We start from the raw sequence: 16,266 nt of genomic DNA on the forward strand, positions 1-16,266 counted from the left end.
ACGACCAAATATAGTAAATGGGCATAAGAAAGGTCGTTCATAAAGGAGATGAACGACCAAATATCGTAAGTGGGCAAGAGAAAGGTCGTTCATAAAGGGGATGAACGACCAAATATTGTCAGTGGGGAAGAGGAAGGTCGTTTATAATGGGAATGAACGACCAAATATCATCAGTGTGGAAGAGAAAGGTTGTTCATAAAGGGAATGAACGACCAAATATCGTAAGTGTGGAAAAGAAAGGTCGTTCATAATGGGGATGAACGACCAAATATAGTAAATGGGCATAAGAAAGGTCGTTCATAAAGGGAATGAACGACCAAATATCGTAAGTGGGCAAGAGAAAGGTCGTTCATAAAGGGAATGAACGACCAAATATCGTAAATGGGCATAAGAAAGGTCGTTCATAAAGGAGATGAACGACCAAATATTGTAAGTAGGGAAGAGGAAGGTCGTTTATAAAGGGGATGGATGACCAAATATCGGAAAGCGAGTTCCTTCCGCTTTAACCACCCCTTTCAAATAGCAACAAAGCTTCCGAAATCAGCCAAAAATTTAAATGCTTCATTTCAAATTCTCATGATCTTTATGATAGAATGTTTGGTAAACGTAAATGGAACGTCATGTTATTGTTATTTTGAAAAAGCAAAAGTGTGATGGGTTTGAAAGAAAGAGGAGAGTTAGTATGAATACAAGATCAATGATTTTTACGGTTTATGGTGACTATGTCCGGCATTATGGAAACAAAATTTGGATTGGGAGTTTAATTCGCTTGCTTAATGAATTTGGCCATAATGATCAGGCGGTCCGAGCGGCTATTTCTCGAATGAATAAGCAGGGATGGGTACAGGCAGAGAAACAAGGGAATAAGAGTTTCTATTTTCTAACAGAACGTGGAGTAAGGAGAATGGAGGAGGCTGCAAACCGTATCTTCAAGCTAAAACCAGAAGAATGGGATGGGAAATGGCGGATTCTTATGTATACGATTCCAGAGGAAATACGTAATATTCGTGATGAGCTTCGGAAGGAATTGGTTTGGAGTGGCTTTGGGACACTTTCAAACAGTTGCTGGATCTCGCCTAATAATCTCGATAAACAAGTGAGTGATTTAATCGATAAATATGATATTAAGCAATATGTTGACTTTTTTATCGCAAACTATGAAGGTCCTGGAGAAAACCAACGACTCATCGAAAAAAGCTGGGATTTAAACGAAATCAATGATCGTTACCAGGAATTCATCACCCATTATAGTCAAAAATACGTAATCGATAAAAATAAAATAGAAAAAGGAAAAATGTCTGATGCGGAATGCTTTGTAGAAAGAACGAAGCTCGTGCATGAATATCGAAAGTTTTTATTTGTCGATCCAGGTCTTCCAGAGGAGCTTCTTCCAGCTAAGTGGCTAGGGGGCCATGCTGCAACGCTATTTGCACAATATTACAAGGAACTGGCACATCCTGCATCACGGTTCTTTGAATCTGTTTTTAAAGAAGGAAATGAGCTGACAAATAAAGATCAAGCTTATAATATGTTCGATCATCCACTAATTCTTGATTAATAGGAGAGGGTTCAATGAATCGATTAACAGATATCCTAAACATCCAGTACCCGATTTTACAGGGAGGGATGGGCAATATAAGTAATGCCAAGCTAACAGCAGCCGTATCGGAAGCAGGGGGTTTGGGAACAATCGGAGCAGGAACAATGCTCCCAGACGAAGTAGAAGAGATCATTCTTGAAACTAAAACATTTACAGATTATCCCTTTGCTTTAAATATTCCACTCTCTGTTACCCTGTCTGTTGAACAAATGGTGGGACTGGTTCTAAAGCATCAACTATCGGCAGTATCTTTATCTGCCGGAAACCCTGCCCCATTTATTTCGGCCTTTAAAGAAAAAGGCATTGCGGTGATTTGTGTAGTGGCATCGGCTAAACAGGCAAAAAAAGCGGAAGCAGCAGGAGCTGATATTATCGTGGCGGAAGGGTATGAAGCCGCTGGAATTAACTCTTCTTTAGAAACAACGACACTTACGCTCATCCCTCAAGTGATTGATGCTGTGTCTATTCCAGTCGTCGCAGCTGGAGGTATAGGGGATGGAAGAGGGTTAGCTTCTATCCTGGCTCTGGGTGGCAGTGGGGTGCAAATGGGAACGCGTTTAATTGCCACAAAAGAGGCACCCTTCCATGAAAATTACAAAAACACATTGCTTGAAGCAGATGACAAAGGAACAGTCATCTTAGGTAGAAGCTTTGGAAAAGTTCGCCGTGTGATGAAAACGCCGTATGCCGATTATCTTCTTAGAATTGAAAATGAAGTGCCGTTAGAGCACTATGCTGAACAAACCTCAGAAGATTATCACCGAATTGGTGCTTTAAAAGGCGAACTCGATAAAGGGTTTATCAACGGAGGGCAGATTAGTAGTCTTGTGTCAGATATTCCAACGGTAGCTGAATTATTTACTAGAATGGTAGAGGAAGCTAAAGGAAAGTTGAGGGAGGCTCAAAGATTATTGTAGGGGCTTATGATTTGGGCCCTGCAAATTAGTGAAAGCAAGAATGGGTACCTCAAAGGAGTCCAATGAGGCCCTGAAAGAGTGGAAAAGTGAAAATGAAGGCCACCAAGGAGTCCAATGAGGCCCTGAAAAAGCGGAAAAGTGAAAATGAAGGCCACCAAGGAGTCCAATGAGGCCCTGAAAAAGTGGAAAAGTGAAAAAGAGGGCCTCAAAGGAGTCCAATGTGGCCCTGAAAAAGTGGAAAAGTGAAAAAGAGGGCCTCAAAGGAATCCAATGAGGCTCTGAAAAAGCGGGAAAGTAAAATAGAGGGCCACAATAGGGAAAGGAGCTTTTTTATATCTTCTTATTTAAAACAGAAATATTCAAAAATGCAAAAAGCCCCATTATAAAAACAATGATTCATTCTAAATAGCCCCTTCTTTGAGAACGGATCCCAGCACTCCTAATCAACAGCAACCGTTCCTTCAAACCCCTCCCTATGGTAGAAATTGACACCCCAACATAAAAAAGAGCCCCAACTGCAGAAAGATCTTATCATAAATTCAATCATAAACTTCCTCTTCAAAAAACCTCTCTGTAATCAGGTTCTTCAGCACAAACCGTCTAAAGCACTTGTTCGCCCCTACCAGGAAAATCAAAACACAAGCTCCATCAAAAGAATCTACTCTTTCATGGAGGGACAGTCACTACGAACCTAAAAGAAAAAGCACTCGCAAGAGTTCAAAACACAAAAAGAAAAGCAGAAACTCTAGAAAAAATCAAATGAAAAGTATATACTTATACCAAATTTCAAATTTTCGGAATATTATTGACTTTCATATAACCTGAGTGATAATATAACGTTGTATTCACGATATGTGTATTGATTATCATATAATTCTTGTCTTTATTGTGAATCTTTGGGAGTTATTAGTCATTTGACTAATAAAAATATAAAAAAGGAATAAAAGGGGGATTTATTTGTGAGAAAAAGTTTGCTGCTAGTGGTTGCTTCCATGTTGGCATTAATGCTTGCTCTAGCAGGCTGTGGAAGTGAACAGGGTTCGAACTCAACAGAAAAGGAAGACAAGAAATACGTCATTGGTGCAACCCAGATCCTAGAACATCCATCTTTAGATGCTGCATTTAAAGGTTTTAAGAAGGCATTAGAGGATGAAGGGTTTAAAGAGGGAGAAAATGTTGAGTATGACTTTCAAAACGCTCAAAATGACCAAAGTAATGCCCAAACGATTGCAAATAACTTTGTTGGTGATAAAGTAGACTTGATTTTTGCTAATTCAACTCCAAGTGCATTAAGTGCGTTAAATGCGACGAAAGAAATCCCTATTGTATTTACCTCTGTTACAGATCCAGTAGGTGCTGGATTAGTTAAAGCTTTAGATGAGCCTGGGGAAAATATCACAGGAACATCTGATACACATCCGGAGGCAATTTCAAATACGGTTAATTTTATGATTGATGAGGTAGGAATTAAGAAGATTGGAATTGTTTACAATTCTGGTGAGCAGAATTCTGTAGTTCAAGTCAAAGAAGTCGAAAAGATTGCTAAGGATAAAGGGGCAGAAGTAGTAACAGCCTCAGTTGCAACCTCTGCTGAAGTAAAGCAAGCAGCTGAATCATTAGTTGGGCGTGTAGATGCAATCTATATGCCAACGGATAATACCGTTGTATCAGCAATTGAAGCCCTTATTGGAATTGCAAATGAAAAGGATATCCCATTATTCGCAGGGGATCTTGATTCGATGGAACGTGGAGCTGTAGCCGCAAGTGGCTTTAATTATGAGGATCTTGGCTACCAAACAGGATTAATGGCTGCTCAAATTTTAAAGGGTGAGAAGAAGCCTTCTGAACTAGATATTGAATATCCTAAAGACTTTACATTGGTAATTAATAAAGAAGCTGCAGAAAAGCAAGGGATAGAAGTTAAAGAAGAGTGGAGCGAAATTGGGAAGTTTCTTGAATAAGAAAGGATGATTCTTAGTGTTCACTGCAATTTTTGGTTCCTTTGAATCGGGAATCATCTATGCCATTATGGCTTTGGGTGTCTATTTAACTTTTAGAATACTAGATTTTCCGGATCTAACGGTAGATGGAAGTTTTGTTACGGGGGCTGCCGTCGCAGCCACCATGATTGTTGGAGGGACAAACCCTTTTGTTGCCACACTGGTGGCTATCGCAGCAGGTTTTGTGGCTGGTTGTTTAACAGGTGTTTTACACACGTTTGGAAAGATTAATGCACTTTTATCAGGTATTTTGATGATGATCGCTCTTTATTCCATTAATCTACGGATTATGGGAAGGTCCAATGTCCCGCTTCTCAATACAGATACATCCTTTACATCTGTAGAAAATGTTTGGGCAAGTCTTGGCTTCGATTCTTTTTTCAACGGAATTCTTTCAGCTGTTGGATTGGGAGACTCTCTTCCTAGTACATGGGGAGTTCTGATTTTTATGATCTTTGTTACGTTTGCGATAAAATTTTTAACAGATCGTTTTCTTGCTACTGAAATTGGTCTAGCATTAAGAGCTACTGGTGATAATCAAAGAATGATTCGAAGCTTTTCGGCGAATACGAATCTATTAATCATTCTTGGACTAGGAATCTCTAACGCTATGGTTGCATTATCTGGAGCACTTATTGCCCAGTATGGCGGTTTTGCAGATGTTGGTATGGGGATAGGGATGATCATTATCGGTCTTGCTTCAGTAATAATCGGGGAAGCCCTATTTGGAACGAAAACGATTGTTCGAACCACTTTAGCGGTTATTGGAGGGGCGATTATCTACCGTATTGTAGTCAGCCTCGCATTAAGGGTAGAGTTTCTCGAGACGGGGGATATGAAGCTTATTACGGCAACGATTGTGATATTAGCTCTCATTACACCTAAGGTTCTAGACCACTATCGAGAGAAGAAACGGAAAGCAGTCAAAAATGCAGAAAGATTACAAAAGGTTGCCGTACCAAGTGAAGGAAAGGGTGATAATGGTGCTACACTTAAATCAGATTCATAAAGTCTTTAACGAGGGTACACCAGATGAAAAAATTGCCCTTGATAATATTAATCTGAAATTAAACCCTGGGGACTTTGTTACGGTCATTGGAAGTAATGGTGCAGGGAAATCGACCTTAATGAATATTATTTCTGGTGTAATCCTTCCTGATACCGGTTCTGTCAATATTAATGATAAAGAAGTTAGTAGAGTGTCTGAGTATAAACGTTCCCGATTAATTGGGAGAGTTTTTCAGGACCCAATGGCAGGAACGGCACCATCTATGACGATTGAAGAAAACCTAGCAATGGCTTATTCAAGAAATAAGACACGTACATTAAAGCGAGGGGTTTCAAAGAAAAGAAAAGAGCATTTTAAAGACGTCTTGGAAACTCTTCATCTTGGTTTGGAGAATCGCCTGAATGCGAAGGTAGGGTTATTATCTGGGGGAGAACGCCAAGCGCTTTCCTTATTGATGGCAACCTTTACAGAGCCAGCGATTCTACTATTGGATGAGCATACCGCTGCTTTAGATCCATCAAGAGCAGAATTAATCACTAATTTGACCAGGGAAATTGTCGATCAGTATCATTTAACAACATTGATGGTAACCCACAATATGCAGCAAGCGATTGATCTTGGCAACAAGCTGATTATGATGGATAAAGGACAGATCATTTTAGAAGTAAATGAAGAAGAAAAGAAAAACTTAACAGTACCTGGATTACTGAATGAGTTTCAAAGAATTAGAGGATCACAAATGTCGAGTGACCGAGCATTATTATCCTAATAAAGCAATGGGCCAAATACGGCTCATTGTTTTTTTATGGAATAGGTGTCTCTTGAAATCATTTAATCTTTCTTCAAACAAAAGTGCTTCCACTTCTCCAGATGGGCTTGGTCTTCGAAATATAGACCGAGTTTTTCATAAGGTAAGAAAGTATAAAAAATTTGGAGTGTTTACAGATGAAAAAGTTTGTCATTGTCCAGCCCCTAGGCTTTCGAGTCATAAGCCAAGCCCACCTAGAAAGGGAAAAATCACCCTTTTTAGGTGACTCGACTTATGCTTGTCAGAGGTCCACAGGATGTGGGTCAGAAAGGCGTTGCCACAGAAGGTGGCGAACTTAGCCTTTCATCCTCTTTTCAAGGCCCTTGCGCATTTCTTAGTTTTTTAAATTTTTTTAATTAATTGACTATTAGTAATACAAAATGTTATTATATCGTTGAATAAACGTTATATAGATAATGTATTATTTACTTTAAAGGGGTGAAGAGATGAAGTCTGGAATGGAAGTAGGACGACAAGCGTCGATTATGTTCACCGTGACCCCAGATATGTTCGCTCAATTTGAAGGTGAGGTCGTTCATCCTGTCTACTCAACTGTTTCAATGGTCTATCATATGGAATGGGCTTCAAGAAAAATCATTCTTCCATATCTAGAGGATGAAGAAGAAGGAATGGGTGGTGCTGTTACGGTTCAACATCTGGCACCAAGTAGTGAAGGGTCTTCGGTTACTGTGACAGCGACGGTGACAAAAATAATAAAAAATGTCGTGATAACGGCAGTAGAGGCAAGGAACCAAAAAGAAATCATTGGCAAGGGAGAAGTAAAGCAAGTGGTGCTCCCTAAATCCAAAATTAGCGGTTTGATTGATCATTCCTTCTTTTAATCTACTTTTATTTTTGATGTGGTATGTAAGCGATTTCAAAAACTGTTGCAATGAGGTGAAAGTAGATGGATATGTTTGAAAAAATAAAAAATCATGAGCAAGTTGTTTTCTGTAATGATGAAGATACAGGCTTAAAGGCCATTATTGCTATACATAATACAACTCTTGGCCCGGCATTAGGCGGCTGCAGAATGCGCCCGTATCGTTCTGTTGATGAAGCCTTAGAAGATGTTTTACGTCTTTCAAAAGGAATGACTTATAAATGTGCTGCTGCAGATGTTGATTTTGGCGGTGGAAAAGCGGTTATTATTGGAGATCCAGTGAAAGACAAGAATCCTGAACTTTTCCGTGCTTTTGGTCAGTTTGTAGAGTCGCTTAATGGTCGTTTTTATACGGGAACAGATATGGGGACAACACCAGAGGATTTCGTCTATGCCCTTAGAGAAACGAATTGCATTGTCGGAGTGGATGAAGTATATGGCGGGAGTGGAGATTCTTCCATTCCAACGGCCTTAGGGGTTCTATATGGATTAGAAGCAACGAATCACCGCTTGTGGGGATCAAAAGACCTTTATGGTAAACGTTATGCCATCCAAGGATTGGGGAAAGTCGGCATTAAGGTTGCTGAACGTTTGTTAGAAGAAGGAGCAGACCTTTATGTTACAGATATTAATCAGCCAGCAATCGATCATCTAGTTTCAAAAGCTAGAGGTATGGGTGCAGCCCTTAAAGTCGTATCAGGAGAAGAAATCTATTCTGCAGATGCAGATGTCTTTGTTCCTTGTGCCATTGGAGGGGTTATTAATGATAACACGATTGAGCAGCTAAAAGTGAAAGCAGTAGTAGGTTCTGCCAACAACCAGTTACTAAATCTCGATCACGGAAAGAAATTGCATGAAAAAGGGATTCTATACGCCCCTGATTATCTCGTTAATGCGGGAGGGCTTATTCAAGTGGCAGATGAGCTTTACGAGCCTAATAGGGAACGAGTTTTACAGAAAACGAGAGCCATTTATGATTCTCTTCAAATGATTTATACCCAAGCAGAGAATCAAGGAATCACCACGGTTGAAGCGGCGGATCGATTCTGTGAAGATCGTATTCATTCACGTTCCCGTCGGAATAGTTTCTTTTCTCATATGAAACGCCCGAAGTGGTCTGTTAGAACGTAAATGGCAATAACAGCTTTACACTTTAAAAAAAGAGGTGAAGAAATGGAAAGTCAATTTCCGATCATTCGATTAATGGATGAACAAGGTGAGTTTGTGTCTGAAGATAATGTAAAGGACATTACCCCTGAACTTGCCAAGACCTTTTACCGTCATCTGACACGAATAAGGGTGTTTGATCGCAAAGCAGTAAGTCTTCAGAGACAAGGAAGAATTGGAACATATGCTCCTTATGAAGGACAGGAGGCTTCACAGGTAGGAAGCGCTCTAGCATTAAATGAATCGGATTGGATGTTTCCTTCCTACCGAGATCACGGTGCGACCATGACTTTTGGTCATACATTACGAAATATCCTATTGTTTTGGAAAGGGCGAAACGAAGGCTGTGTTCCGCCAGATGGCAAGAGAATTTTCCCACCCGGTATTCCGATTGCGACACAATTACCGCATGCAGTTGGTGCTGCTTTTGCTGAAAAAAAGAAAGGGACCCGAAACGTGTCCATCGCTTATTTTGGTGATGGTGCAACATCTGAAGGTGATTTCCACGAAGGGCTGAACGTAGCAAGTGTCTTTCACGCTCCAGTCATCTTTTTTAATCAAAACAACCAATATGCTATTTCAGTACCCATTCACAAGCAAATGAAAACAAAGACGATTGCTCAGAAAGCATTGGCCTACGATATCCCAGGAATTCGCATAGATGGAAATGATGTGTTTGCGGTTTATTTTGAAACATTAAAAGCTGCCGAAAGAGCCAGAAACGGAGATGGCCCCACTCTCATTGAAGCGGTGACATGGAGATATGGTGCCCACACAACGGCGGATGATCCAACGAAATATCGAAATCAGCAAGAAAGTGAACGGAAGCGAAAGGTGAGTGACCCCATCTTAAGACTAGAAAAATTGATGAAAAATCAAGGCTGGTTTGATGATGAATGGGCAGCCTCTGTGGAAAAAGAGTCCATTCTTGAAGTGGAAAAAGCCGTCGAGGAAATGGAGAGCTTTGAGGAAGCGGATCCAAAAGTGATCTTTGATTATGTTTTTGAAAAACCTACATGGACGATCCAGCAACAAAGAGATCTACTTTTACAACAGCAGAGAGGTGAAAGCTAATGGAAACGGCGGTTAAGACCAAAACTTTAACAATGGTTGGCGCGATTACAGATGCGATGAGAACGATGATCAAGGAATCAGAGGATGTCCTTTTATTAGGTGAGGATATCGGTAAAAACGGTGGGGTATTTCGAGCAACTGATGGCTTGCAGGAGGAATTTGGAGAAGAAAGAGTTATTGATACACCATTGAGTGAAGCAGGCTTCATTGGGGCTGCGATTGGCATGGCGGTCAACGGTTTCCGTCCAGTGGCTGAGATTCAATTTCTTGGTTTTATTTATCCAGCGTATGAACAAATTATGACACATGCAACACGGATACGCTCACGTACATTAGGTCATTTTACTTGTCCGTTAGTCATTCGTGCTCCATACGGTGCAGGAGTAAGAGCACCGGAAATCCATTCTGACAGCACCGAAGCCATTTTCACCCATATGCCTGGTCTGAAAGTAGTTTGTCCATCCAGTCCGTACGATGCAAAAGGACTTCTCATTGCATCGATTGAAGATCCAGATCCTGTCCTATTTTTAGAACCGATGAGGATGTATCGATCTGTAAAGGAAGAAGTTCCGGAAGGGAAATACTCGGTTGAAATCGGAAAGGGAAAGCTGCTTAAGGAAGGCGAGCATGTTTCTGTTTTTGCTTGGGGAGCGATGATGAAAGTAGCAATGGATGCTGCCAGCTTAGCTTCTGAAAAAGGAATTAAGTGCGATGTGATTGACTTAAGAACACTCTATCCATTGGATAAGGAGATTATCTCTCAATCCGTTCAAAAAACGGGAAGGACAGTCATTGTCCATGAAGGGCATCAGACAAGTGGTGTGGGAAATGATATTTTAGCCATCATTAACGATTCTTCATTTCTTTATCAAAAAGCCCCGGTAGAGAGAGTTACAGGCTTTGACACACCAGTTCCATACTTTGGATTTGAGGATTATTACTTACCATCAACAGAGCGAGTAGTCAAAGCAATAGAAAAAGTAATGGAGTTCTAGGAGGGGTTACATGGAAGTAAAGCTGCACGATATTGGCGAAGGAATGACGGAAGCGCATATATGTCATTATTTCGTCAAAAAAGGTGATGAAGTAAAGGCTGACCAGCCGCTTGTAGAAGTTCAAACGGACAAAATGACAGCTGAGATCCCCGCACCAAGTTCTGGTGTCGTCAAGGAAATTATTGTGCGTGAAGGAGAGACCATTCCTGTTGGCACCACAGTGTTAATCATTGAACCCATCAGAAGTATGATTGCAAAGCCTAAACAGTCTATTGTTGTTCACTCACAAAGGGTTTTAGCATCTCCCTACACAAGGAAAATAGCAAGGGAAAAAGGAATTGCTATTGAAGAGATTAAAGGGACTGGTCCATCTGGAAGAATAATGGACAATGATGTATACGAATTTATGTCACAACAAAATACAAAAGAATACGAACCTCAAAAAATTCAAGAAACCACACCTCAGATAACCAACAAAGAGATCCATCAAGAAGTTATTCCATTTAGAGGCAGAAGGAAACAAATTGCCCATAAAATGAGTCAATCTTTAAAGACGATTCCACATTGTACCCATTTTGAAGAAATTGATATGACTGAATTGATACTCCTTAAAAATTCATTAAAAGGTAGAAACCTGTCCATATCGATTACTGGCTTTTTAGTTAAAGCACTATCGCTAGCCTTAAAAGAATACCCGATTTTCAATGCACGGTTGGATGAAAACAATGAACAAATAGTACTTGAAAAAGAACATCATGTTGGGTTAGCAACAGATACAGAAGAAGGACTTATCGTCCCGATTATTCGAAATGTAGAGAAGAAAAACGTAAAAGAAATTGCTGAAGAAATGAAAGTTCTTTCAAAAAAAGCTATTAACAATGAACTTACCGTTAAGGACGTCAGTGGTGGAACATTTACGGTGAGTAATGTTGGACCATTGCATGGATCTATCGGAGCAACCCCTATTATTAACCATCCTGAGGTAGCCCTTGTTTCTTTTCATAAAACGAAGAAGCGTCCAGTTGTCAATGATCAAGATGAAATTGTTGTTCGTTCAATCATGAATATATCGATGTCATTTGATCATCGAATCGCAGATGGAGCGACGGCTGTTGCCTTTACAAACCGTTTTGCTCAGCTGATTGAAAACCCAAGTCTAATGATTGTGGAGTTGATATAAATGGTTGTGGGCGAAATTACAGAAGAAAGAGATCTAGTGGTGATTGGAGGAGGACCTGGTGGATACCATGCGGCCATTCGAGCGAATCAGCTTGGATTATCTGTCACACTTGTGGAAAAAGAGGAGCTAGGCGGAGTTTGTTTAAATAAGGGCTGCATCCCTTCCAAGTTAATGACTCACTTTGCAAAGCGCTATAAAGCGATAGAACATGACAGGAATATGGGACTAGATATTAGTGCGGTCTCTATTAATCTTTCAAGACTACAAGAGTATAAAAAGAATTTAACAAGTGGATTAAAAAAAGGGGTAGAGTCACTTTGCAAAGCGAATAAGATAGAGATCTTGAAAGGGACGGCTATGTTTCTATCTGAAGATCGAATCGGTATCGAAAATGGGCATCAATATTCGATATATCGCTTTAAGAAAGCCATTATCGCAACAGGGAGCACGACACGGCCATCTCCCCATTTCCCTAATAACGACTCAAGATGTTTAGACTCGGCTTCTATATTTGAATTAAAGGAGCTCCCTGAAGAATTGATCGTCGAAGGCAGCGGTTATATTGAACTAGAAGTAGCTATGAGTTTTCAGGCATTAGGCAGTAAAGTGACCCTCATTCTCAACAGTGAATTAGATTTCGATCAGACGATGACTAAAGAACTATTTAGAGTTTTAAAGAAAAATAAAGTGAAAGTTTTAAAAGGCTATTCATTAAAAGAAATGAAACATGAAGGGTCTTCTCTTAAAGCCCAGTATTCTTCCGACGGTGGAGAGACGATTTTGGTTGAAGGCTCCCACTATTTTTCGGTAGGCAAACAGGTGCCCAATATTGAAGAACTGGGAATAGACCGTTTGAAGCTAGAGCAGAATGAAGAAGGATTTTTGATAGTAAATGAACAATGTCAAACCTCCTTGCCACATATTTATGCGATTGGTGATGTAACAGGAGGAAAGATACTTGCAACAAAAGCCATTAAGCAGGGAAAAGTGGCGGCGGAAGCGATTGCTGGATTCGCTTCAGAATATAATGAGTTCTTTCTCCCAGCAATTGTTCATACAATTCCAGCTATCGCTAGTGTTGGACTAACGGAAGAACAAGCAAAAGATCGTTATGAAATTATGACAAGTGTCTATCCATTAGGAGGAAATGGCTTTGCACAGTTGACCGGTGAGAAAGAGGGAGTCGTCAAAGTCATCATGGATCGTCAGAGTGATGTTTTATTAGGTCTTCATATGATGGGAAGCTCTGCTGTTGAGCTCATTTCAAGCTCGATTATTGGGCTTGAAATGGGAGGTAGAGACGAAGATTTCACCTTTCCATTCTATCCACATCCAAGTATAAATGAAAGTTTATTAGAAGCAGTAGAAGCTTTAAAAGGGAAAGCCATTCACCTGCCCCCTTCGAAACAAAGGGAGATCGCAAAGGTCTAAGTCTATACCAATGTCTGTTTTCGCAAACGTTGATTTACTACTGTCAAAATGATTCTGTATCCCTATGTGTGCTTGATGTCAGAAGGAGAGTTCGAATTGTAGAAATTGGTGATTAGCCAATTTCTTTATTTAATCGTTTCTCATCCGAAAGGAGCTATTCCGATGAACAATCGGCTCCGCTTTACCGCGGAGAAGCGTTCTCGCTTTACACCCCGCTCTTGATAGAAAAATAATAAATAATTAATATAATATTCAGAAATATAAATTGATGGAGGGATATGAAATGCAAGAAAAAACAGTACCAACAAATGCAAAAGTAGATGATTTCTTTCCAGTTAAAGAAGTGGATTATCTAGAATATTATACAGGTAACGCGAAGCAGGCTTGCCACTATTTCTGTACCGCTTTTGGTTTTAAACCAGTTGCATACTCTGGATTAGAAACAGGTAATCGCGAAACTGTTTCGTATGTTCTTCAACAAAATAAAGTCCGTTTAGTTATAACGGGTTCATTAAACGATAGCAGCCGAGTTTCCCAATTTGTTTTGAAACATGGTGATGGTGTAAAAGATATCGCCCTTACGGTTGATAATGTTGAAAAGGCTTACAGTGAAGCTGTTTCAAGAGGAGCAATCGAAATTACTCCTCCGATGACTCTTACTGATGAAAATGGAACAGTAAAGAAAGCAATCATTGGTACATACGGAGATACGATTCACACACTAGTTGAACGAAATGATTATAAAGGACTCTTTATGCCAGGCTTTGAGGCGCTAGATTCCACTACTCCATATAAAGATGCAGGAATTATCGGAGTAGACCATGTTGTTGGAAATGTAGAAAGAATGGAAGAATGGGTTTCCTATTATGAGAAAGTAATGGGCTTTAAAGAAATGAGACATTTTACCAACGATGACATTAATACGGAATATTCTGCACTTATGTCTAAGGTTATGCATAATGGTGGACGAATTAAATTTCCAATCAATGAGCCTGCAGAAGGAAAGAGAAAATCACAAATTGAAGAGTATTTAGATTTTTATAATGGCCCAGGTGTTCAACATATTGCGATTTTAACAGAGGATATTGTGAAAACGGTAGGAATTCTTAAAGAAAATGGTGTTGAATTTTTAAGCACACCAGATACTTATTACGATATGTTATCAGAACGAGTAGGAGAAATTGACGAAGAAATTGAAAAGATTAAAGAATTAAGTATTTTAGTAGACAGAGATGATGAGGGTTATTTGCTGCAAATTTTCACTAAACCTATTGTAGACCGTCCAACACTGTTTATTGAGGTTATTCAACGTAAGGGTGCAAGAGGGTTCGGTGAAGGAAACTTTAAAGCTCTTTTCGAGTCAATTGAGCGTGAACAAGAGCGTAGAGGAAATTTATAAAAGCAATTAAAGGGGCTGTTACAAGGGAAGATATCTTCTTCTCCTTAAGCCCCTCAACCTTGATGTAACCGGGGGGTTAATCATTGGTCGTGAAGTTTAAAACTAGAAAAAGAGTCGAGGCAATTGCTCCTTATGTATTAGGAAAAAGCTTAGAAGAGATAAAGATAGAGAATGGACTCTCACAAATACGAAAGCTATCAGAAAATGAAAATATATACGGATGCTCTCCAGAGGTAAAGAAATGGATCTCGTTCGAGGGAAGTGATCTTAATCTTTATCCAGATGGAATGGCTGTTGAGCTAACGAAAAAAGTAAGTGACTTTTTTAAGGTGGATCAGGACCAGCTTGTGTTTGGGAATGGATCAGATGAAGTGATTCGACTATTAACACGCGCTTACATTAGTGAAGGCGAGGAAGCCATAATGGCCGACGTAACGTTTCCTCGTTATCAAACAAATGTGTATCTTGAAGGAGGAACACCTGTCATTGTTCCACTTGAAAATGGAATCCACCACCTAGAAAACATGCTAGAAGCTATTACAAAAAAAACGAAAATGATCTTCGTCTGTAATCCTAACAACCCAACAGGGACGATTGTTGGAAGGGATGAGCTGTTATCTTTTATTAAGAAAGTACCAGAGCACATCCTCGTAGTGATAGATGAAGCATACGTAGAGTATGTTTCAACGGATGATTTTTTGCATACCGTTCCATTAGTCGAGCAATTTGAAAACTTAATTGTTCTTAGGACGTTTAGCAAAATATATGGTTTAGCGGGCCTTAGAATCGGATTTGGCATAATGAATAAAGAAATCACAGAGCAGCTCCGAAAAGTAAAGGATGTTTTCAATGTAAGTCGTTTAGCCCAGGGCGCTGCAAGGGTTGCTCTTGAAGATCAAGCTTTTATTAAAAAATGTTCTGAAAATAATTTAAAGGGAAGAAAGTTCCTTGAGGGTTCTTTTCAAAAAATGGGTCTTAATTATTTTCCATCACAATCGAACTTTATTATGGTGGACTGTGAACAAAACGGAGATGTCGTTGCAAGAGGGCTGATGAAAAAAGGAATCATTGTTCGTTCAGGAACATTATTGGGATATCCAACAACGTTACGTGTAACGATTGGATCAGATGAAGATAATCATTATTTCATTGAATCCCTAACTCAAGTGTTGAAAGGCGTGTGATGTCATGGAGTTAAGACCAGATGCGTTAGAGTGGAAAGATGCCTATAAGCTAATGGTGGGATCAATTTTACCAAGGCCCATCGCATTTGTATCAAGCGTAGATGAGAATGAGAATGTTAATCTTGCCCCTTTCAGTTTTTTTACAGCCATATGTGCCGATCCGATGCTAATCTGTTTTTCACCTATGAGAAAAGGGACGGATGGCAGTAAAAAGGATACATTATTCAATATTGAGCAAACGAAAGAATTTGTTATCAATATCGTAAGTGAAGATTTTGTTCAACAAATGAATGATACAGCCGTGGAATTTGATTGTGAGATTGATGAATTTGAACAGGCATCCTTAACAAAAGGAAATTCAGAAACCGTTCGGCCTCCATATGTAAAAGAAAGTAAGGTCCAATTGGAATGCACTCTCCATCAGGTTCTTCATTTTGGTGATAAACCAGGAGCAGGAAGTCTTGTCATTGGTAAAGTTGAGTTTGTCAGAATTGCAGATGATTTGTACTACGAGGGAAAAATTGACTCAGATTTACTTCAACCCGTAGGTCGTTTAGCTGGCCAATTATATACAAAACCAATGAGTGATACTTTTGAACTAGTGCGTAAAAGGTGAAAC

At 39.7% G+C, this 16,266-nt stretch carries 14 protein-coding genes; all 14 read left to right on the forward strand.

Annotation, left to right across the window (positions count from 1 at the left end; genetic code table 11):
• The first annotated feature begins 682 nt into the window (after positions 1-682).
• On the forward strand, positions 683-1,558 hold the full coding sequence (paaX, locus tag JOC86_RS21370) for a phenylacetic acid degradation operon negative regulatory protein PaaX (RefSeq protein WP_205174999.1): 876 nt from the start codon (positions 683-685) through the stop codon (positions 1,556-1,558).
• A gap of 14 nt (positions 1,559-1,572) precedes the next feature.
• Complete coding sequence (locus JOC86_RS21375; protein ID WP_205175000.1) at positions 1,573-2,517, forward strand: NAD(P)H-dependent flavin oxidoreductase; 945 nt, start codon at positions 1,573-1,575, stop codon at positions 2,515-2,517.
• Between the two features lie 959 nt (positions 2,518-3,476).
• Entirely contained in the window at positions 3,477-4,478 is a 1,002-nt protein-coding gene (locus JOC86_RS21380; RefSeq protein ID WP_205175001.1) for an ABC transporter substrate binding protein, read from the forward strand.
• Between the two features lie 16 nt (positions 4,479-4,494).
• Positions 4,495-5,526: an ABC transporter permease subunit gene (locus JOC86_RS21385; protein ID WP_205175002.1), complete on the forward strand. Its 1,032-nt coding sequence runs from the start codon at positions 4,495-4,497 to the stop codon at positions 5,524-5,526.
• Positions 5,501-6,295 carry an ATP-binding cassette domain-containing protein gene (locus JOC86_RS21390; RefSeq protein ID WP_205175003.1) on the forward strand — a complete coding sequence of 265 codons (795 nt, stop codon included), beginning with the start codon at positions 5,501-5,503 and terminating at the stop codon, positions 6,293-6,295. The genes JOC86_RS21385 and JOC86_RS21390 overlap by 26 nt, the downstream gene beginning before the upstream one ends.
• 485 nt (positions 6,296-6,780) lie before the next feature.
• Entirely contained in the window at positions 6,781-7,176 is a 396-nt protein-coding gene (locus tag JOC86_RS21395) for a thioesterase family protein (protein ID WP_205175004.1), read from the forward strand.
• Positions 7,177-7,241: 65 nt separating this feature from the next.
• Positions 7,242-8,348 carry a Leu/Phe/Val dehydrogenase gene (locus JOC86_RS21400; RefSeq protein WP_205175005.1) on the forward strand — a complete coding sequence of 369 codons (1,107 nt, stop codon included), beginning with the start codon at positions 7,242-7,244 and terminating at the stop codon, positions 8,346-8,348.
• A 42-nt stretch (positions 8,349-8,390) separates the two neighbouring features.
• The gene (gene pdhA, locus JOC86_RS21405; RefSeq protein ID WP_205175006.1) at positions 8,391-9,458 is read left to right on the forward strand and encodes a pyruvate dehydrogenase (acetyl-transferring) E1 component subunit alpha; all 1,068 of its coding nucleotides are present in this window, start codon (positions 8,391-8,393) and stop codon (positions 9,456-9,458) included.
• Positions 9,458-10,453 (forward strand): alpha-ketoacid dehydrogenase subunit beta, encoded by a 996-nt coding sequence (locus JOC86_RS21410; protein WP_205175007.1) that lies wholly within the window; start codon positions 9,458-9,460, stop codon positions 10,451-10,453. The genes pdhA and JOC86_RS21410 overlap by 1 nt, the downstream gene beginning before the upstream one ends.
• 10 nt (positions 10,454-10,463) lie before the next feature.
• Entirely contained in the window at positions 10,464-11,633 is a 1,170-nt protein-coding gene (locus JOC86_RS21415) for a dihydrolipoamide acetyltransferase family protein (RefSeq protein ID WP_205175008.1), read from the forward strand.
• Complete coding sequence (gene lpdA / locus JOC86_RS21420; RefSeq protein ID WP_205175009.1) at positions 11,634-13,064, forward strand: dihydrolipoyl dehydrogenase; 1,431 nt, start codon at positions 11,634-11,636, stop codon at positions 13,062-13,064.
• A gap of 283 nt (positions 13,065-13,347) precedes the next feature.
• A complete protein-coding gene (gene hppD, locus JOC86_RS21425) occupies positions 13,348-14,463 on the forward strand; it encodes a 4-hydroxyphenylpyruvate dioxygenase (protein WP_205175010.1) in 1,116 nt (371 codons plus the stop codon).
• 89 nt (positions 14,464-14,552) lie between these two features.
• A complete protein-coding gene (hisC, locus tag JOC86_RS21430; protein ID WP_338021806.1) occupies positions 14,553-15,647 on the forward strand; it encodes a histidinol-phosphate transaminase in 1,095 nt (364 codons plus the stop codon).
• 4 nt (positions 15,648-15,651) lie between these two features.
• Positions 15,652-16,263: a flavin reductase family protein gene (locus tag JOC86_RS21435; protein ID WP_205175012.1), complete on the forward strand. Its 612-nt coding sequence runs from the start codon at positions 15,652-15,654 to the stop codon at positions 16,261-16,263.
• Positions 16,264-16,266: the final 3 nt, after the last annotated feature.

It is taken from the genome of Rossellomorea pakistanensis (genome assembly GCF_016908495.1).
GTDB classification, from domain to species: Bacteria; Bacillota; Bacilli; order Bacillales; family Bacillaceae_B; genus Rossellomorea; species Rossellomorea pakistanensis.